This window comes from Acinetobacter sp. SFB (genome assembly GCF_001647545.1).
Classification (GTDB): domain Bacteria; phylum Pseudomonadota; class Gammaproteobacteria; order Pseudomonadales; family Moraxellaceae; genus Acinetobacter.
Genome location: NZ_LSZH01000001.1, coordinates 623180 through 643301 on the forward strand (window position 1 = coordinate 623180; position 20122 = coordinate 643301).

The following is a 20122-nucleotide window of genomic DNA, read 5'->3' on the forward strand; positions in this document are numbered from 1 at the left end:
TGAACTTTTCCAAATTCAAAACTGTTAGATCAGGAGGGTTAAAATGTAACAAAAGTCTAACCTAGGTTAAATTTTACCTAATTCTTTCGCCTTTGTTTTCCTTTATTTGTTAATAAGACTAAATAATCACCTATTTCTTGTTAGACTTTGGTCTAAACCCAACCCACCAAGTTTTAGTTGAATTAGTCGGAAATATTCCTGCCAACTTTATAAAATAACGGCATACTTATTTTACTTGCCCATAAAGTTAGCCCTATGCAAACCAAAAAAAACATCTATAAAGATTTTGAACATCCTTTTGCCCAATATGTCCGTATTGTGGGTAAAGGAAAAAATGGCGCGCGTTCACTCAGTTATGATGAAGCCTATCAAGCCTTTAGCATGATCTTAAAAGATGAAGTCTTGGATGTTCAGCTCGGTGCTTTTTTAATGCTGTTACGTGTTAAAGAAGAATCTGTAGATGAGCTGGCGGGTTTTGTGCAAGCCACCCGTGATCAACTTAATTTTAAAAACCTGGACGTCGATTTAGATTGGTCATCCTATGCAGGTAAGCGCAAGCATTATCCATGGTTTTTATTGGCTGCCCTGACTTTGGCCCAACAGGGTTATAAAGTGGTGATGCATGGTGCATCGGGTCATACTATTAACCGTCTTTATACCGAGCAGGTATTGGAATACCTTGGTTATGCGATTTGCCAAAATGACACAGATGTAGAACAACAATTACAACAACGCAATTTTGCCTATATTCCTTTAGAAGCGATTTCACCCATCTTAAGTGACTTGATTGCCTTACGTAACATTATGGGTTTACGTTCACCCATTCACACCCTTGCCCGTTTAATTAATCCTTTCAATGCCAAAGCCACCATGCAAGCGATCTTCCATCCTGCATATCGAGCGTCACATCAACAAGCGGCTTTTAAACTCGGTTATAAAAATAGTGCAGTAATTAAAGGTGAAGGTGGAGAATTTGAACGTAACCCTGATGCGAAAACTTTAATCTGTGGGATTAAAAATGGCGAGCTGTACGAACACGAATTACCAAAACTGACTGTAAACCGTAGCCCGATTGAAGAAGAACTGGATTTAGCAGTTTTTAAAGCCGTTTGGGAAGGCCAGCAAAGTCATGAGTACGGTGAAATTGCAGTCACTGAAACTATGGGGATTGCGTTATATACCATGGGCGCTTGTGATTCTTTTGAAGAGGCAATGTTAAAAGCGAAAGAGCTTTGGGCAAATCGTAAGCCAAAAAGCTAATTTGCTGCCTATTATTCTATTTGAGAGGCGACAACACCCTTCGCAATTGTTCGAAGCAAGTGTTCAGGGAATAAAATGGTTCTGCAAAACATTCATTAGATGACAACATTCATCGAGTTTTGTGATGATGCCATTTGAAACATGTTTCAACGGTTAGACACCATCGTACCCTTCAAAAGAATCAAGATATAAAAAAAGACACCACAGTGTCTTTTTTTTATATCTACCAATAAATATTTAAACAAAACGAATCGGTTTGAACTCAGGTTCTTCAACATGCGAATCACAATGTTCATCTTCTTCTTTGGTGCCACGGTCAATATATCCGCTGCGTTCAGACTCAGGTAAATTTTTCATTTCCCATGCATATACTGCTTGCATACAGGTTTGACGCTGTTCAGCCGTTAATGCAATACCGTTAGGCCATTTACCAATTTCTACTGCTGTTTTTAAACGCGAAACAATTTCAGGATCGAGTACGGCCAGCATTTGTTCAATATTCATCATTTAATCCTGCTGTTGTAAAGAGTCAAAATCTTGATTCCACCCCAATTTGGTACGACATGCCATATAGAAGTCATATCCTGGTGGATGAAGCAAATTCAATTTAAAAGGATGTTTACGGATATGTAAACTATCCCCAACATTAAGTGAAACACTATGTTGACCATCGGCACTGACCATCGGTAACACACGATTTTCACGAATGATAATCTTGATTTCACTATGCCCACCGACCACAATCGGACGTGAAGACAAGGTATGCGGATGCATCGGTACTAAAGAAATAGCATCCATACCCGGATGAACAATCGGTCCACCACCGGATAAGGCATATGCCGTAGAACCGGTAGGTGTAGAGACAATCAGACCATCACTATGCTGACGATAGACATATTGACCATCAATATTCAGTTCGAAGTCAATCATGTGTACAGAGCGACCCGAATGTAAAACTATATCATTCAGCGCAATGGCATCATAAATACTCTCGCCTTTGGAGCGAATTTCCATTTCCAACAGGAAACGGCGATCCAACTGAAACTCACCTTTAAGCACCTGATCGAGTTTAAATATAACTTCGGTCGGCTTAATATCGGTTAAAAAGCCCAAACGACCACGGTTCACACCAATCACAGGCGTATTATGTTTTACCAATGCACGTGCAGCATGTAATAAAGAGCCATCGCCACCCACCACAATCACCAAATCAACCACTTCACCCAGTAAAGCACGACTGACGGTTTGCGTATTGGCATAAGGAACCAATGCTGCTGTTTGAGAATCAAAAACAGGATGAAGCCCTAAACTTAAAAGATGGTCATGAATGAGACTTAAAGTTTCAACGACGGAGGATTTATCTGGACGTCCTACTAATCCAATGTTTCGAAAAGTCTTATGTGAAATTTTCACCTGAGTCATCGCTCCGCTACGATTCCTGCCTATCATAGCATTAACACTATTCATTTTAAAAAACTTTAAAGTGGGATATATAATTAATAGGTTACTAAAGAACGATTTGCCTCAGAGATACACACGCGCCTTAAAGCAAACATTCTTGCAAGTTTAAGCAATATTTATTTTTTATGATAAAGATCACATTTTATCAGCAGCATCTTGAGGTTTATAATGCTGTTCAATGGCTCAGTTCTGGAAAAGTGTTTTAAAATTTACCCAATTTATTGAAATAAAAACCACGCTGTAAAAATAATATTTTTTATAAAATCAATAACTCCTTATAGGTTCACCGAGTTTTTAATTACTCTATTTCATCTTCATTCACAGATTAATTATTGCAAAAAAATGAAAAGCTTCGCATGATTAGCACAATTTATCAGGATCTTATATTAATTGATGAAGTCTGAACGTGGTATCGGTTTACTAGCGCTTATTTTTTCAATATTAGTCATTGCGGCTTTCTTGGCTTTTAGTATCTATTTAATACGAATGGATAATATTGTGCGGAATAAGTTTGAAGGACAGCGCTGGGATATTCCGGCAAAAGTATTTGCTCGTCCTTTGGAAATCTATACCAATGCGCCGGTTAATCAGACAGACTTTACTCAAGAGCTGAAATTACTCGGCTATAAGAATTCTGACAGCTATACCAAATCGGGAAATTATGTTACTTCAGGCGATTCACTGTATGTGCATACCCGTGGTTTTGATTTCGGTGATAGCGCAGAACCTGAACAGGTTTTAAAAGTTACTTTTAACAATAATCAAGTGGGTGAAGTCAGTGCGACCAAACCCTCATCTACCGGCATCGCTCGTTTAGAACCATTACTGATTGGCGGCATTTACCCACAGCATAACGAAGACCGTGTTCTGATTAAACTCGATAAGGTTCCTAAACCTTTAATTGAAGCGCTCATTGCGACAGAAGACCGCAACTTCTATCATCATCACGGGGTTTCAGTTCGCGGTACAGCACGAGCTTTAGTCAGTAATGTGACTGGTGGTAAACGTCAAGGTGGTTCAACCCTGACCCAGCAATTGGTAAAGAACTTCTATTTAAGTCCAGAAAGAACCTTGAAACGTAAGGTCAATGAAGCCTTAATGGCGCTGCTGATTGAGCTGCATTACGATAAAGATGAAATTCTGGAAGCTTATTTAAATGAAGTGAACTTGGGTCAAAATGGTAACTATTCAATTAATGGTTATGGCTTGGCTTCACAGTTTTATTTCGGTTTACCGCTCAGAGAGTTAAATACTGCTCAACAAGCGTATTTGGTCGGTTTGGTTCAAGGACCAACACTTTTTAACCCTTGGAAGAATCCTGAAGGCGCAAAAAAACGTCGGGATATTGTCTTACACAATATGCTGGTCATGGGTTATCTGACTCAGGAACAGTTTGAGCAAGAAGTGGCACGACCACTCAATGTTATTGCAAAACCAACCTTAGGCCCGGCTCGCTTCCCCGACTTTCTGGATATTGTCCGTCGTCAACTGCGTACCGAATATCAAGAAGGTGATTTGACCAATCAAGGTTTAAGAATTTTCACTACCCTTGACCCAATTGCCCAAACTAAAGTCCAAGAGGCGTTTAAAACATCTGTTTCCGGTTTAGCCAATGCCAATCCAAAACGCTTAAAAGACTTGCAAGGTGCGGTTTTAATTTCGCATCCTGAAAATGGTGAACTGGTTGCAGCGGTGGGTTCTACACAAGATTTTACCGGTTTTAATCGTGCTTTAGATGCCAAACGTCAAGTGGGTTCTTTACTTAAACCGGTTATTTATTTAAGTGCGATTGAATCGGGACGATATACCTGGGCCAGTCCAATTGAAGATAGTCCGCTGAGTATTGAAAGTGGAGGAAAAACCTGGACACCAAAAAACTATAGCGGTGGCGGCCATGGCGTAGTTCCAATGGCGGAAGCGCTGGCAAATTCATATAACCTTGCCGCAGTGCGTTTAGGTCAGGAATTTGGAGTTTCAACTTTCAGTAATCACCTGAAAAAGTTTGGCGTAAGCTCAGACATTCCCACTTATCCATCTATATTCCTCGGTGCAGTTGATATGTCGCCGATGGAAGTGATGAGCATTTATAGCAACTTTGCTACGGGTGGATTTAAATATCCAATCAAGTCCATTCGTTCTGTAGTCGATGCAAACGGACGTTTATTGGATCGTTACGGTCTGACCATTCAAAAAACCATAGACCCTTCTGCCGCCTATATTTTGAATTATGGCTTACAGCAAGTGATGAGTTCAGGTACAGGGCGTTCAGCTTATAGCGCATTGCCTACTGATTTAAAACTGGCCGGGAAATCGGGAACCACCAATGATACCCGTGACTCATGGTTTGCCGGTTATTCGGGTAATTACCTCAGTGTGGTTTGGTTAGGTCTGGATGACAATAAAGTGACTGGTTTAACCGGTTCATCAGGTGCCTTGCCTGTCTGGACCAATGTCATGAAGCAGCTGCGTCAGAAACCTGTAAATTTACGTCAAACAGAAAATGTGCAATGGCACTGGATTGACCGCACAACCGGCTATTTATCTGCACAAGGTTGTGAAGGCGCAATGTATATTCCACTATTGCGCAATAATGTGCCACGTCAGGCAACCGGATGTGGTTTACCTTATTATCAAGTAGAACCGGTTTACAATTCTGACACTGAAAACAATCAGGCCGTACCCGAACAAAACGATAGTATTGAAAACTATATTCGTGAAAGTGAAACTGAAATGCCACGTGACTCTTCCAATAACAGTCAGGTCATTTCAAGCGGTAGCTATAATAATTAATGGTGACAATTCATAATGATGTTTCGATTCAACATGTATAAGCAGGTACTGTTCGCTTTAGGCCTAACCGCTTTGGCGGGCTGTCAAAGCCTGCCAGCTCCTGAGACCAAGGAACCAACAAAACCTGTACCCTTTGAAAAAAAGGAAATTAAAACGCCTTCTGGTGTAGTCATTACTCCTTATGAGCGTGAAGAAATTCAACGTAAAAAGATGCAGGTGGTCGTGCCTGAGCAAAGAAGCAGGCAGCAATTTGATGATGGCCGTCAACTTCCTGCATTTAAAAAACTCATGCAAAAAACCCAGCTTGCTTATAAACAAGGGCAATGGAATCAAGCTGAAGCTGCCGCACTCCAAGCCCAGCGCCTGGCTCCCCAATCTGCCGAAACTTATTTGTATTTGGCGTTAGTGGCGAATAAGAAAAATAAACCTGCAAATGCAGAGGCTTTAGCGCAACGTGGACTGAGCTATGCTCAAAGTAATGCGATGAAGAAACAGCTCTGGTTAGCCATTTTGAAAGCTGCACAACAGCAAAAAGATCCAAAAACTATTCAGCAAGCACAAACGGCATTGAAAGGCTTATAACTTTTAAGATGTATTGAGTCGTCAAAGTCTGGCTCAATACATCTTTTTATTTTTTATATGAACCGGATACCTGCAATTCCATAAGCGCCCTGCTGCTGTGCCGTCATCAAATCACCTGCTTGCATTCCACCCAAAGCAAAAACAGGAATTTCGACTTGTGAAGCCAACACTTTAAACTGCTCCCAGCCTAATACTCGAGCAGCTGGATGCGTTTCTGTAGCGACTACTGGACTTAACAGAATGGCATCACAACCAATTTTCTGCGCCTGGTTTATTGAAACCAAATCATGACAAGCCGCGATATAACGCTTACCGATAATTAAATCACCCTGCATCAAGGACAGTAATTGCGACTGTTTTAAATGAATGGCTGAAATGGCTTGCTGTTGAATTGAATTTAACTGTTGATAAAGGTCAATATTTACAATCAGTTTAGATAATTTTTCAACGCTTAAGCCTGAAATTTCAATGATCTGTGCCTGAGTACCCTCAACACGCCAATACATCGACTGGTCTAAATGCAACTGCTCTAATGCACTTAACTGATCTGAAATTTTAATCTGATGTTCCCAGTACAATCGTTTAATCATGACTTGATTGGCCTTGGGAAAATTTAAACTCAGTAATTCATCACGGCTGTACCACGTCCAGGGCTGTTGAATTTCATTCAATAGTGCAGTCGGTACGATGGCATGAAATAAATGCAAATTGACGATCACATCATCATATTCATGCCGAATCACATCAAAAGCATGCCAGTCCTGCAACCCGATCCCCACTTCTTCATAAATTTCACGGCGACAGGCCGCTAAGGGACTTTCCGCTTCTTCAACTTTACCCCCTGGAAATTCATGCTTATTTCCCTGATGCTGTTTTGCTTCACGCCATCCTACAAGTACCTTGTTCTGATGCAACAAGATTCCAATTGCAATGTGAATGGTAGGTTTCGACATTCCGTACTCCTTTGCGTGAAAATATTACAGAGTGTAAGCAAATTTAGGTTTTTTATAAAATCTTTAATAATTGATTGACAGGTCTATTCGATAATGATTATCATTTAAAAAGTTCACAATATACCACGGAGTCGACGGAATGAACGCGCCATTTAGCTTATTTACCCGTAATAATGATGTAGCACACTCACTACCTATGCTGTACTCGAATAACTTATTTTCCTTGGGCCGAGAAATTCGAATTATGCATGCCGGAGAAGAATACCGTTTGCGTTTAACCCGTAACAACCGACTGATTCTAACCAAATAAAAGAATAACAAACCAGTTAATAATATTCGTGGAAACAAGCAGTATGTACATACGCATACTGCTTTTTAGCGCTGAACATTCAGCGGAAATTGCAGCTCAACTTTTAATCCACCATAACTGGATTGAGAAAAATGCATTTCAGCTGCATGCAATTCAATAATTTTCTGACAAATCGAAAGGCCTAAACCTGAACCCTGAGTTTTAGTACCTAAAGCACGATAAAAGCGTTCGCCCAAGCGTTGCAAGACTTCTTCCGTCACACCCTGCCCATCATCCTCAATCGTCATCGTTAGCTTTTGATGCTGCTGTTGCACATTAATAAATACATGACCATTTTGCCCGACATATCGAATGGCATTATCCATCAGGTTTCGAATACAGCTAAAAATGAGTTTTTCATTCGCCAAAATAGGAAGATCAGGCGAAAACTGAGTCTGAATTTGAATATTTTTCTCGGTAGCAAAGGGTTGTAAGGCCTGAACAACATCGTTTACTACAAACCCCAAATCAATTTCAGCTTTAGGTAATTGATGGGTATTGGCCGGATCAAGACGAGCAAGTAAAAGTAGGTTTTCTAACACTTGTGTGCCACGACTGACATCATTTTGAATACTGGCCAAGTCATGATTTAAATCTGGATATTTACGTTTTAATACCTGCAAACGCATTTGAATGGCAGATAACGGCGAACGTAATTCATGTGAAGCATCTGCAGTAAAGCGCTGCTCCGCGACCAAAGATTGATTTAATCGTTGTAATAATTGATTTAGTTGCCATACCATCGGCTGTAATTCTTGTAACTCGGGTACTTGCTGCTGAATCGGAGTGAGATCATCGGCATTTTTTTCAGCAATATTTTTAGACAATTGATGAATGACTTTAAATTGACGCTTCACTGCAAAATGTAAAATCAGCCATTGCGTCAACCAGAGCAAGACCAATATCAGACTATAACCCATCACATTTTGAGCCAAATCTTTAAAACGCTCTCCTAGCGGTTGTAACACCAATACCGACATATTCAGCTCAGCATCTTCAGCCGTGTACATACGCCATAACTGTTGCTCTTGCCAAATAAAATCATATCCCTCAGATACATTATTTTTGAGCTTTAAGGGCTGTTGCTCTAAATAGAAATCTTTTGATTCGGTCAGCACCTGCTGCTGATCTTTGAGTTGATATTGAATATCAAATTCATCGCTAAGTTTATCCACCTGCTGTTCTGAACTCGTAGTCACATCAGAGATTAACAGCATGTCTGCAATTTCATTCATGAGCTGATCTTGCACCTGCATGGTCTGATAGAGCGAAATCCCAATAAACAGCAGCAATGCCAGCACACCCGCCAGCATTGAACTGAATAATGAGGTCTTGATCAGGCTGCTTTGTAGAGACACGGCTTGTGACATATTAATCCTGACTCATGCGATAGCCCAAACCGCGAATGGTTTTGATATATTGGCTGCCAATCTTTTTACGCAATTGATAGATAAACACTTCTATCGCATTACTTTCGATTTCATCACCCCAGGCATAGAGTGATTCTTCCAGTTGCTCACGGGTCATCACATGTTCAGGCTTTTGCATCAGCTTATGCAAAATCTGAAATTCCTTGGCGGTTAAATTGACGGTTTGACCATCTTGGATCAGAGTCTTCGCTTGCGGGTCCAACACCAGATTTGCATAATGCAAATATTGATCAGCACTGCCTTGATGTTGTCGTAATTGCGCACGTACACGCGCGGAAAGTTCTTCCAGACTAAAGGGTTTAACCAGATAATCATTGGCCCCTAAATCTAGACCTTCAACACGATCCTGAATACTGTCCCGCGCAGTAATAAAAATCACCGGAGTTTGTTGCTGCTGTGCTCTTAAAGCTTTTAAAATCTCATCCCCAGTGGCTTTGGGTAGCCCACGATCGAGCAAGACACAATCATACTGATGCTGCTCAATAGCTAAAATGGCATGATCGCCACGCTCGACCCAGTCAATATTATAACCATCCATTTCTAACCAGGTTTTAATGCTCTCTGCTTGAGAAGCATCATCTTCTGCCAGTAAGATTCGCATCTGTTGTTCTCAAGTATTTGGCATGATTGGCTTTTAACATAGCATGCTTTAAAAGTCGCTAGAGTCAAAAAACCACATGAATCAATCATTCATATGGTCTTGGCAAGAGGCTATTTCAGCCACTGATCACTTTATTTTCAACTGCTCAATACTTTAGAACTTAACTGCATCCACATCAATTTCAACACGTTTCGCAGGTCTGTAATCAATGTCGACTTCACCGATGAGAGTCACAGGTGTTTTTGCATTCACGGGTTTCCCCTGCCATAACTCATCGTCGATATCGACTGTAATGGTGCCAGTGTTATCACGGAATTGATATTTTTCATCCCCGACTGCTTTCACCACATAACCTTTGAGCTGAACCTTAGTATCATCTTTTAAAGTTAAGGCATGTTTCACCGTAGTTGTCGTTTGTGGTGCAATAGCAGCTTGATTCACGGCAGTATTTGCCAAAGCAAAAGTAGATGTGCCCACCAAACCACTAATTAAAGCTGCTTTTAAAATCATGTTCATAGAAATCTTCATCTTTTTGTTCATCATTTCGATGAAGCCATTAAAGCAAATCAAGATGAGGTGAATCTTAAGATTGCTTCATTTCCATAAAACTCTTAATTCAAAGGAACCACGCGTAAAACTTCTTCCAAAGTGGTCAATCCATCCAGAACTTTACGTGCACCGGCAATACGCAGTGGTTCAACACCCTCTTTCTTGGCTTGCTGGCGTAATTCATTTAGATTGGCATTTGCACCAATCAGTTGTTTGGTCTCTAAACTTAACGGCATAAACTCATAAATTCCGATACGCCCTTTATAACCTGTATGACGACATTCTTCACAACCAACTGCCTGAAATACAAAGCTTGGCATCTCTATTGAAAAATCATAGGTCAAATGCTTCCATTCTTGCTCATTGATAAAAGTTTCTGTTTTACAATGTGGGCAAAGCTTTCGTACCAGACGTTGTGCCAATACCCCTAAAATGGTCGCGGCCGTTAAAAATGGCTGTATGCCTAAATCATGTAATCGCGTCAAACTTGACGGCGCATCGTTGGTATGTAGCGTGGATAGTACCAAGTGACCGGTTAATGCTGCTTGAATCGCCATATTGGCGGTATCGTGGTCACGAATCTCCCCGACCATAATAATGTCGGGATCCTGACGCATTAAAGCGCGCACGCCATCAGCAAAACCCAAGTCAATCCCTTGATTGACCTGCATCTGGTTAAAGCTCGGTTCCAGCATCTCGATCGGATCTTCAATGGTACAGACATTGACTTCTTCAGTCGCCAGCTGTTTAAGCGAAGAATATAGCGTTGTGGTTTTTCCTGAGCCTGTCGGACCCGTCACCAGAATAATCCCGTGACTATGTGCAGTTAAAGCTTTCCAATCATTCAGCAATCCCCCTTCAAAACCCAGTTGCTGAAAACTGCGTACCAGCACTTCCGGGTCAAAAATACGCATCACCAGTTTTTCACCAAACGCAGTCGGCAAAGTCGATAGACGCAGCTCGGTTTCCTGTCCTTTGGGCGTACGGGTTTTTAAACGGCCATCTTGCGGTTTGCGTTTTTCCGCAACATTCATGCGACCCAAAATTTTAATCCGTGAAATCACCGCAGTCAGGGTATTGGCCGGCATTTTATAAATGGTATGCAACACTCCATCAATTCGGAAACGCACCTTACCTGCGTCTTTACGCGGTTCCATATGGATATCACTGGCGCCTTGCTCAAAAGCGAACTGCAACACCCAATCCACAAGTTTTACAATATGCTGGTCATTGGCATCAGGGTTTTGCGTATCGCCCAGTTGTAAAAGCGCTTCTACGCCTTTGTTATCGCGGTCATAAGCACTGGATTTTTGTGATGAATTAACTGCACGGCTGACTTGATAATATTCGACCAGATAACGCTGTAATTGATCTGGGCTTAACAGCACACGCTGAATTTTTTTCGGTGCAATCGTATGTTCAAGATTGGCCACCCATTCCGTTTTAAAAGGCTGATCTGTTGCAATCAGGACTTTGTCTGGCTGAATTTCTACCGCCAAAATTTTATTCCGCACGGCAAATTCTTGCGACATGATATTGGTTAAAGCACCGACATCAGCTTTTAAGGGATCAATAATATAAAAAGGAATATTGGCTTTTTCTGCAATCCACTGACACAAACGGTTTAGGGTTAAGGTAGATTGCGGATGGGACAGATCGACCAGATTAAAATGTGCAATCCACTGCAACGGATGCCATTTCAATTGTTCACGTTGACGGTGTGTGGTTTGTATCAGTAGCTTGTTACGCTCGGTAATACGTCCATCTTTTTGTAGTTGTTCCAGACACCAAGCCGTGTCCATTTCAAAATTAAAATTCATTGTTATACGCCCCAAAACCTACCCACACTATAGCAAACTAAATTTCATCTGACTTATATCAGTTTTAGAAAAAAAATTTCCTTAAGATTTTTTTAAAGCCAAGCCAACGTGTAGGTCACTCAAATGAAAACTATAATTTTTTTGGCAATTATAATACTTTTACTTTCATTCATTTATAGCCAATAATGCTAAATTCCTGCTGAATTATGCAGCACTCCTTTTCCTACTCAAGCGATTGGATGAACCCTTTGAATAATATGCTCGATCAGTCACTGCAAAGCACATCATTTCAAGAACTGCTGATGATTATGGCAGCAGCTTTAGGTTGTGGTTTGCTGATTGGTTTAGAACGTGAACGCAGCAAGCAACGTGAAAATCAGCATAGTTTCGCCGGGGTTCGTTCCTTTGTGATCTGTGCATTACTCGGTGCCTTATGCTTTAGCTTTGGGTCTGTTTTTGGCCTCATAGGCGCGATTATTGTGGGAGGAATAGGCATTTTTTCATTAAAAAACCAGTTAAAAGACCCGGGAGTGACCACTGAACTGGCTTTCGTAATGACTTATTTCATTGGGGCACTGTGTATTTTGAATGTCACACTTGCAGCAAGTTTATCGGTAATACTGACTGTTATTTTAATGATGAAGCATTCGATTCATGGGTTTGCAGGCAAATGGATTACCGAAGCAGAATTTAAAGATGGTTTATTTTTACTGGCACTGATTTTAATTGCTCTACCGCTCACGCCCAATACCCCTTTATGGGGTGCAGTTCTTAACCCGCATATTATTTTAAAACTGCTTACCCTGATTCTTGTGGTTCAGGCAGTGGCACATATTGCTAAACGCTTACTTTCAAAAAAAAGAGCACTCATTCTTTCTTCAATCGCTTCGGGGTTTGTATCCAGTACCGCAACGATTGCGCATTTAGGTATGCAAGTACGTAATGAAGGGGTCGATGCACGATCGAATGCCGGTGCAGCACTGATGTCCTGTATTTCAACATTAGTGTTGTTATTGATTGTTGTAGGAGGCGTCTCTTTAGCCTGGTTAAAACTGTTGGTATTTCCATCGCTCATTGCCATTCTTATTTTGGCGCTTTGTGCTTACTGGCTTTTACGTAAAGCAGAACCTGTCGAAGAAAAAGAACCCGCAGATAGTCCTATGTTCAGTTTAAAAGAAGCCGCCATCATTGCAGTGACTTTAACCATTATTCAGGCTGGCGTGTATGGCTTAGAGCTTTTACTCGGTGATTCCGGTTTAATTGCAGGTACACTCTTGGCTTCACTGTTTGAAATTCATGCCGCTGCAGCCGCTGTAGTGATTCAAGGTGTACCCACAAGCACCAGTTTAGTGTATGCAATGATGTTAGGTTTAGGCGCACATGCGATTTCTAAATCCATTAATGCCGCTATCAGCGGTGGATTAAAATTTGCACTTTATTTTACCCCTGTACAGATTCTACATATGACCGTTTTAATTGGGATACTTTGGTGGCTGGTGCAGCACTAAGCTGAAAGTTGAATAATTTCTGTCACAGTAATGCAAGCCACTCCGACCCTAAAACTGACATCAAAATGGGCAAAATTCATTTTATAAATCCGCTCTGCATCATCCTGATAAGCAGGTCTTGGATCAAGCACTAGAACCTGTTCCAATTCATTCACAATTCGGCTGTCCAAGTTTTGACATTTGATTAAATTTTGCTTTTTCTGCTCTGCACTTTCTGTCCAAATCACTGTCATTCGTTCAGGCTGATCCTGTGCATAACCACTTTTTGCATCCATCACGGCATCGGAATACTGGATATAAGGCTTGATATCGATAATGGGAGTGCCATTCAATAAGTCACTTCCTGTGACATATAGGCGAACCGACCTACCGACTTTTTTCACTTCTTTCAGTTGCACGACGGACAATCCCATGGGTGCAGGACGGTACATGCTGCGTGTGGCAAATACCCCTATTTTCTTATTGCCACCTAAACGCGGTGGACGGACTTGCGGTCGAAATTTTGCCTTAGCTTGTTGATTCTTATTGTCATGAAACTGCCAGATCAGCCACAGGTGACTAAATTCATTGATCCCTTCAAATGCCAGTAAATCATTATAAGGTTCCAGCATTTCGATATACGATTCGACCTGAACCAAATTTGGTTGTCTGGGGATACCAAATTTTTCAAGATAGGGGGAATTCATATACCCGATTATTGGCACTTTAATCTCAGTCATAATCACTTTTTCTGATAAGGTCAATTCAATATATTCAGTTTATCGAGAATGTTTTTAGATTAGAATAGTAAGCTGTTCTAATTTGATAATTTATTGAGACCTTTAATGGCTGCTTTCAACGTCGAAAAGATTACTCACGTACACCACTGGAATGACACATTATTCAGTTTTAAGACCACTCGCGACACTGCGCTGCGTTTTAAAAATGGTCAATTTGTGATGATTGGACTGGAAGTAAACGGTAAGCCTTTAATGCGTGCTTATTCTATTGCTAGCGCTAACTATGAAGAAGAGTTAGAGTTTTTCTCTATTAAAGTGCCAGATGGTCCTTTAACTTCTATTTTACAAAAAGTAAAAGTGGGCGATGATATTTTAGTATCACGTAAACCGACCGGAACTTTGGTTCTTGACGACTTAAACCCAGGTAAAAACCTGTACCTTCTTTCTTCAGGTACAGGTCTTGCACCATTCTTGTCGACAATTCGTGACCCGGAAACCTATGAACGCTTTGAAAAAGTAATTGTGGTTCACGGTACCCGCTTTATCTCTGAATTGGCCTACCAAGACTTGATTCTAAATGAACTTCCAAATCACGAATTTTTTGAAGAGTTGGGTATTAAAGACAAACTGGTGTACTACCCAACCGTTACTCGTGAAGAATTCCACACTCAAGGTCGTGTCACCACGGCCATTGAATCTGGTCAACTGTTTGAGAAAATTGGTTTACCACGTTTCAACCCGGAAACGGACCGCGCAATGTTGTGTGGTAGCCCGGCATTTCTAGATGATGTAGTTGCGTTGCTTGATCAGCATGGTCTAAAAGAATCTCCTAAGATGGGTGTTCTTGGCGACTACGTAATTGAACGTGCATTTGTTGAAAAATAAGATGACGTGTTATTTCTAATAACACCGAATAAAAAACCGGGCGACATCGCTCGGTTTTTTATTTACTTATTGCAAGTATTTCAAGATTATTTCAATCCACGTTCAGAACCAAAGGTCTCAATTTTGTTTGTAAATTGAAGCACTTCGCTTTAATTACCTATGCCGTTGACCCAACACGTTTTAAAAACATTATTCCAGCACGTTTTAAGCTGGACACCATTTGTGCAGTGAATAACGTCATTGATGAACATTTAACCCATATTGAGCGCAAAATTTCCGAATTGGAAAAGTTCCAGCTGCAACTGCAACAACTCAGGCAATCCTGCTCGACTCAAACTACCATTGATCATTGTCAGATTTTAAAGCAGCTGGAATCTGCTGAATGAATTAAATAGACTGCTGATTAACCCGTTTTGAAAGTTCAGCCGCAGATTCTTTACGTTCTGAATAACGATCGGTTAAGTACGCTACCTGTCCACGCGTCAACAAGGTGAATTTATACAACTCTTCCATCACATCGACAATGCGGTCGTAATAACTGGATGCTTTCATTCGCCCATCCTCATCAAACTCCATAAATACTTTAGCAATGGACGATTGATTTGGAATGGTGATCATCCGCATCCAGCGACCCAAAACCCGCATTTGATTTAAAACGTTGAATGATTGCGATCCACCACAGACCTGCATCAAAGCCAAAGTTTTACCTTGGGTGGCACGAATGGATCCTGCTGCCAATGGAATCCAGTCAATTTGCGCTTTCAAAATCGAACTCATCGAACCGTGCCGTTCCGGAGAACACCACACCATGCCTTCAGCCCACGCCAGCAAGGCATGCAATTCCTGAACTTTAGCATGCGATGTTTCGGCATCTTCGGGTAAAGGTAAACCTTTAGGATGGAAAATTCGTACTTCTGCGCCGAAATGCTCAAGAATGCGTCCAGCTTCCAGCACCGCCAGGCGACTATAAGATCGCTCCCGGTTTGAACCATAAAGCAATAAGATACGCGCTGGATGGGACAATTCCTTTGCCTGAACCTGATCTAAGTTAGGTGTCGGCAGTAAGTCTAAATCAATATTCGGTAATGACATTTTAAGCTCACATTTATTCTATGAACATTCTTCTTAATCCCCCACTCTTGTTAGAAAGGATAAAGAAGACTTAAACAATAATTTCTTTCATTCCTTGCTGATTAATCAGCAATATGGGTCTCATTGAGATAAAACTTTTTACGCAGCCAAAGTGATACGCTGACTAAAGCAATCAATACAGGGACTTCCACCAATGGACCAATAATGGTGGTAAATGCCACAGGCGAAGCCAAACCGAATGTAGCAATGGCAACGGCTAAAGCCAGTTCAAAGTTATTCCCTGCTGCGGTAAAGGAAATGGCCGTGGTACGTGGATAGTCATTTCCCATCCATTTACTCATAAAGAAACTGATAAAGAACATCAGCACAAAGTAAATGGTCAATGGAATCGCAATACGCAAAATATCCATGGGCAAGCCAACGACATCTGCACCTTTCAGACTAAACATCGCCAAAATCGTAAACAGCAGTGCAATCAAGCTGAGTGGACTAATCTTGGGAATAAATTGAGTTTGATACCACAGCAAACCTTTTGCTTTAACCAGAAATAATCGAGTTAAAAAGCCCAACAAAAATGGAATGCCCAAATAGATCAGCACCGCCTGACTAATGGTCCAGAAACTGACATCAATCACTTGTCCGGCCACACCAAAGTAAGGCGGCAAGTAACTTAAAAACAGCCATGCATAAGTACTAAAAAACAGAATTTGGAAAATACTGTTAAATGCCACCAATGCCGCGACATATTGGTTATCGCCACACGCCAGATTGTTCCAGACTAAAACCATGGCAATGCAACGCGCCAAGCCAATTAAAATCAGACTGGTCATATATTCCGGATAATTTTGCAGGAAAATAATTGCAAGACCAAACATCAGACAGGGTGCAATCAGCCAGTTTTGCACCAGAGATAAAATTAGGGTACGTTTATCCTGAAAGACTTGCGGTAAAGCGGCATAATCCACTTTGGCCAGTGGTGGATACATCATTAAAATCAGACCGAATGCGATGGGTAAATTCACCGACCCCACGCTCATTTGATTTAAAGCAGACGATGCTTGTGGCAAATACACACCAATAGCAACGCCTAAAGCCATGGCAATAAAAATCCACAAAGTTAGATTTCGATCAAGAAAAGACAATTTTCTAGCAGTCATAACCTTCTCAATTAGGCAATTTCAGAAATTTTTTCGATTTCTTTACTTAATTCTTCAACAGATAAATGGGCTAAATCCAAGGCAAAAAAAGCATCAAGGCGACGGTTAATATGCTCCACGGTTTGCATAAATGCCTGCATTTTTTCATCTTCAGCAACCTCTAAATGCGATGGATCTTCCAGTCCCCAATGCGCTTTAATGGCTTTACCCAGATACAAAGGACAAGGTTCTGCAGCTGCTGAACCGCACACGGTAATGACCACTTGCGGATTAAACTGTTCACAATCCTGCATGGTTTTACTGGATAAAGCTTGCGTCGAAATTCCCAAACTCTGTAAGGTTCTCAATGTTAAAGGATGAACTGTTCCGCTGGGTTTACTGCCGGCGCTACAGGCACTAAAGCCTTGCGGTGCACGGGCATTAAAAAGTGCTTCCGACAAAATGCTACGGCAGCTATTTCCGGTACATAAAAAAAGAAAATTCATTATTATTCCAATCACTTATTCACAACAATTTAAAGATTCGCAGGCAGATAAATTCACAGCATTAAAACGGTCATTTTGTGAAGAAACGCTGTTTAAAACATCCAGACACCACTGCGGTAAATCTGCTGCCAGGCTGTAATAAATCCACTGCCCTTGACGCCGATCTTGCAAAACTCCATTGACACGTAACAGCGCCAAATGCCGTGAAATCTTGGGTTGGCTTAAGTCCAAAGTCGCGGTTAAATCACAGACACATCGTTCGCCCTGCTTTACAATCAGCATGAGAATGTCTAGGCGCGTTTGATCAGCAAGACATTTAAAAAAATTGACTGAATCCATAAGATATATGCATATACGTATTTTCATATATATTAATGAAAATTTGATGACATTACGATGAAATATCCGATAATTCCGAGTTTTTTACTAGGTTGAATCATTTTTTTAGATCCCTACAATAAAGCCATAGTTTTTTTATGCCTTTAACGACATGACCATTTCACACGTAACCGAACTTCTCTCTCCTGCCGGCTCACTGAAAAATATGCGCTATGCTTTTGCCTATGGTGCCGATGCGGTCTATGCAGGACAGCCGCGTTACAGTTTGCGTGTACGTAACAATGCTTTTGATCATGACAACCTGAAAATTGGCATCGCCGAAGCGCATGCTTTAGGCAAAAAATTCTATGTCGTAGTCAACATACAACCGCATAACTCCAAGTTGAAAAACTTCATTCGTGACTTGGAACCTGTGGTTGCCATGAATCCAGATGCACTGATTATGTCCGACCCTGGTCTGATCATGATGGTACGTGAGCATTTTCCCGATGTTCCAGTGCATCTTTCTGTTCAAGCCAATGCAGTCAACTGGGCAACGGTAAAGTTCTGGAAAAACATGGGACTAACACGTGTCATTTTGTCACGTGAACTTTCAATCGATGAAATTGAAGAAATTAAAAATCATGTTCCTGACATGGAAATTGAAGTTTTCGTGCATGGTGCATTATGTATGGCTTATTCCGGTCGTTGCCTGCTTTCAGGCTATATGAACAAACGTGATGCCAATCAGGGTGCGTGCACCAATGCCTGTCGCTGGGATTATAAAATTCACGAAGCAGCGGAAGATGAAACTGGAGATGTCATTCCTGTTCAAAATATGGAAGACTCATTCAAAGCTGCGTCCTGCTGCAAAAGCAAAGATGCCGATGAGCAACACGCCCTAGAACAACATCAATTTGGCGATCCGGTTTTATTACAACGCAATGAAGAAGACATGTTTGCCGCGGAAGAAGACGAACATGGCACCTACTTCATGAATTCCAAAGACTTGCGCGCAGTACAGCATGTAGACCGTTTAACCAAGATAGGCATTCACTCTTTAAAAATTGAAGGTCGTACCAAATCTTATTTTTACTGTGCCCGTACCGCCCAGATTTACCGTAAAGCCATTGATGATGCGCTTGAAGGAAAACCTTTTGATCCAGCATTGATGACTCAACTGGAAGGCTTGGCAAATCGTGGTTATACCGAAGGTTTCCTGCGTCGTCATGTGCATAGCGAATATCAGAACTATGAAACAGGTTCATCCCGTTTTGACCATCAGCAGTTTGTCGGTGAAGTTTTAGAGCGTAACGGTGACTACATCAAGATTGATGTCAAAAACCGCTTTGTGCTGGGTGACTCTTTAGAGCTAATGACCACTTCAGGCAATATCACTTTCACCTTGACTGAAATCTTGGATAAAAAAGGCAATTTAATTGAAGATGCCAAAGGTTCAGGTCATGTAGTGGATATTCCAGTCCCTGCCGATGTCGATATGAACTATGCCCTGCTGATTCGCAACTTGCCGCACTCAACAGCAGATATTTCAGCATCTTCTTTAGCTTACCAAGCTGTTTGAGTATCCAGATGGCTCTCTTGATTACTGATAAATGCATCAACTGCGATATGTGTTTGCCTGAATGCCCAAATGAAGCGATTTATGAAGGTGACCAGGTGTATGAAATTGATGTGAATCGCTGTACAGAATGTGTTGGCTTTTACGAGCACCAAACCTGTCTAGCCGTGTGTCCAATTGAGTGCATTATTCCGCATCCTGAACATGTGGAGACACAACAACAATTGATGCAGAAGTTTAAGGGTTTGAATTTATTTAAATCTTAATTTTTTTTGGAGTTGGAATAAAACTTGCTTAATTAAACTTAATAGCCTTGGGGAAAGAACAATAAAAAAGACAAAACAAAAAATGTAAAAAATCAAAACAACAAGGGAAAGGGTCTTGATAAAAAAAAGGAACTCAGCGTTAGCGCCCTGAGCTCCTATAAAAGGTAAAACAAAAACTTGGGTAACTAAAGCCAAAGTGTCTATGTCTAAGTCTGCATAGCCACTTTGGCTTTTTTAATTATTGCCCTGAGCGGATAATGTAATCAAAGGCAGACAGTGCTGCTTTGGCACCTTCACCGGTGGCGATGATGATCTGCT

General features: G+C 41.1%; 20 protein-coding genes and 2 pseudogenes. 9 read left to right on the forward strand and 13 right to left on the reverse strand.

Annotated elements, in window-relative coordinates; genetic code table 11:
• The first annotated feature begins 255 nt into the window (after positions 1–255).
• A complete protein-coding gene (locus tag AY606_RS02905) occupies positions 256–1260 on the forward strand; it encodes a glycosyl transferase family protein (RefSeq protein ID WP_067864394.1) in 1005 nt (334 codons plus the stop codon).
• Positions 1261–1497: 237 nt separating this feature from the next.
• Here AY606_RS02905 and AY606_RS02910 read toward each other — a convergent pair whose 3' ends face one another.
• Together AY606_RS02910 and AY606_RS02915 are read right to left on the reverse strand one after the other, a co-directional pair.
• Positions 1498–1764 (reverse strand): YeaC family protein, encoded by a 267-nt coding sequence (locus AY606_RS02910; protein ID WP_067864534.1) that lies wholly within the window; start codon positions 1762–1764, stop codon positions 1498–1500.
• 3 nt (positions 1765–1767) lie between these two features.
• Entirely contained in the window at positions 1768–2682 is a 915-nt protein-coding gene (locus AY606_RS02915) for an NAD(+) kinase (RefSeq protein ID WP_502692097.1), read from the reverse strand.
• A 432-nt stretch (positions 2683–3114) separates the two neighbouring features.
• Here AY606_RS02915 and mrcB point away from each other — a divergent pair, with 432 nt between their 5' ends.
• Positions 3115–5511 (forward strand): penicillin-binding protein 1B, encoded by a 2397-nt coding sequence (gene mrcB / locus AY606_RS02920; protein WP_067864399.1) that lies wholly within the window; start codon positions 3115–3117, stop codon positions 5509–5511.
• A 33-nt stretch (positions 5512–5544) separates the two neighbouring features.
• Positions 5545–6093: a hypothetical protein gene (locus AY606_RS02925; protein ID WP_067864402.1), complete on the forward strand. Its 549-nt coding sequence runs from the start codon at positions 5545–5547 to the stop codon at positions 6091–6093.
• 53 nt (positions 6094–6146) lie between these two features.
• Here AY606_RS02925 and AY606_RS02930 read toward each other — a convergent pair whose 3' ends face one another.
• On the reverse strand, positions 6147–7046 hold the full coding sequence (locus AY606_RS02930) for an NUDIX domain-containing protein (protein WP_067864404.1): 900 nt from the start codon (positions 7044–7046) through the stop codon (positions 6147–6149).
• A 139-nt stretch (positions 7047–7185) separates the two neighbouring features.
• Between AY606_RS02930 and hemP the strand changes: the two genes are divergently transcribed.
• Entirely contained in the window at positions 7186–7356 is a 171-nt protein-coding gene (gene hemP, locus AY606_RS02935; RefSeq protein WP_067864407.1) for a hemin uptake protein HemP, read from the forward strand.
• A 65-nt stretch (positions 7357–7421) separates the two neighbouring features.
• Here the strand turns inward: hemP and AY606_RS02940 are convergent, their stop codons facing one another.
• From AY606_RS02940 to tfpB, 4 genes are all read right to left on the reverse strand, one after another.
• A complete protein-coding gene (locus AY606_RS02940; RefSeq protein ID WP_067864410.1) occupies positions 7422–8765 on the reverse strand; it encodes a sensor histidine kinase in 1344 nt (447 codons plus the stop codon).
• Position 8766: 1 nt separating this feature from the next.
• Positions 8767–9426 carry a response regulator transcription factor gene (locus AY606_RS02945; protein WP_067864413.1) on the reverse strand — a complete coding sequence of 220 codons (660 nt, stop codon included), beginning with the start codon at positions 9424–9426 and terminating at the stop codon, positions 8767–8769.
• A 153-nt stretch (positions 9427–9579) separates the two neighbouring features.
• The gene (locus AY606_RS02950; protein ID WP_067864536.1) at positions 9580–9942 is read right to left on the reverse strand and encodes a NirD/YgiW/YdeI family stress tolerance protein; all 363 of its coding nucleotides are present in this window, start codon (positions 9940–9942) and stop codon (positions 9580–9582) included.
• A gap of 95 nt (positions 9943–10037) precedes the next feature.
• Positions 10038–11795: a type IV pilus assembly ATPase TfpB gene (gene tfpB / locus AY606_RS02955; protein ID WP_067864416.1), complete on the reverse strand. Its 1758-nt coding sequence runs from the start codon at positions 11793–11795 to the stop codon at positions 10038–10040.
• 257 nt (positions 11796–12052) lie between these two features.
• Between tfpB and AY606_RS02960 the strand changes: the two genes are divergently transcribed.
• On the forward strand, positions 12053–13303 hold the full coding sequence (locus AY606_RS02960) for an MgtC/SapB family protein (RefSeq protein WP_067864539.1): 1251 nt from the start codon (positions 12053–12055) through the stop codon (positions 13301–13303).
• On the opposite strand, the gene tsaA is transcribed toward AY606_RS02960, so the two are convergent.
• Complete coding sequence (gene tsaA / locus AY606_RS02965) at positions 13300–14022, reverse strand: tRNA (N6-threonylcarbamoyladenosine(37)-N6)-methyltransferase TrmO (RefSeq protein WP_067864420.1); 723 nt, start codon at positions 14020–14022, stop codon at positions 13300–13302. The genes AY606_RS02960 and tsaA overlap by 4 nt on opposite strands.
• 105 nt (positions 14023–14127) lie before the next feature.
• On the opposite strand from tsaA, the gene AY606_RS02970 reads away from it, so the two are divergent.
• Together AY606_RS02970 and AY606_RS02975 are read left to right on the forward strand one after the other, a co-directional pair.
• Positions 14128–14907 (forward strand): ferredoxin--NADP reductase, encoded by a 780-nt coding sequence (locus AY606_RS02970; RefSeq protein ID WP_067864423.1) that lies wholly within the window; start codon positions 14128–14130, stop codon positions 14905–14907.
• 224 nt (positions 14908–15131) lie between these two features.
• Positions 15132–15293, forward strand: a pseudogene (locus AY606_RS02975) (MerR family transcriptional regulator); the annotation flags it as partial.
• A 1-nt stretch (position 15294) separates the two neighbouring features.
• Here AY606_RS02975 and arsH read toward each other — a convergent pair.
• The 4 genes from arsH to AY606_RS02995 form a co-directional block, all read right to left on the reverse strand.
• A complete protein-coding gene (gene arsH, locus AY606_RS02980) occupies positions 15295–15999 on the reverse strand; it encodes an arsenical resistance protein ArsH (protein WP_067864426.1) in 705 nt (234 codons plus the stop codon).
• Between the two features lie 101 nt (positions 16000–16100).
• Positions 16101–17156 (reverse strand): ACR3 family arsenite efflux transporter, encoded by a 1056-nt coding sequence (gene arsB / locus AY606_RS02985; protein ID WP_067864429.1) that lies wholly within the window; start codon positions 17154–17156, stop codon positions 16101–16103.
• Between the two features lie 11 nt (positions 17157–17167).
• Positions 17168–17641 carry an arsenate reductase ArsC gene (locus AY606_RS02990; protein ID WP_067864433.1) on the reverse strand — a complete coding sequence of 158 codons (474 nt, stop codon included), beginning with the start codon at positions 17639–17641 and terminating at the stop codon, positions 17168–17170.
• Between the two features lie 15 nt (positions 17642–17656).
• On the reverse strand, positions 17657–17980 hold the full coding sequence (locus AY606_RS02995; protein WP_067864436.1) for a metalloregulator ArsR/SmtB family transcription factor: 324 nt from the start codon (positions 17978–17980) through the stop codon (positions 17657–17659).
• 151 nt (positions 17981–18131) lie between these two features.
• Between AY606_RS02995 and trhP the strand changes: the two genes are divergently transcribed.
• Positions 18132–19541, forward strand: coding sequence for a prephenate-dependent tRNA uridine(34) hydroxylase TrhP (trhP, locus tag AY606_RS03000; RefSeq protein ID WP_067864439.1), 1410 nt, complete (start codon positions 18132–18134; stop codon positions 19539–19541).
• Positions 19542–19549: 8 nt separating this feature from the next.
• On the forward strand, positions 19550–19804 hold the full coding sequence (locus AY606_RS03005; protein ID WP_067864441.1) for a YfhL family 4Fe-4S dicluster ferredoxin: 255 nt from the start codon (positions 19550–19552) through the stop codon (positions 19802–19804).
• Between the two features lie 238 nt (positions 19805–20042).
• Here AY606_RS03005 and AY606_RS16840 read toward each other — a convergent pair.
• Positions 20043–20122, reverse strand: a pseudogene (locus tag AY606_RS16840) (FAD-dependent oxidoreductase); the annotation flags it as partial.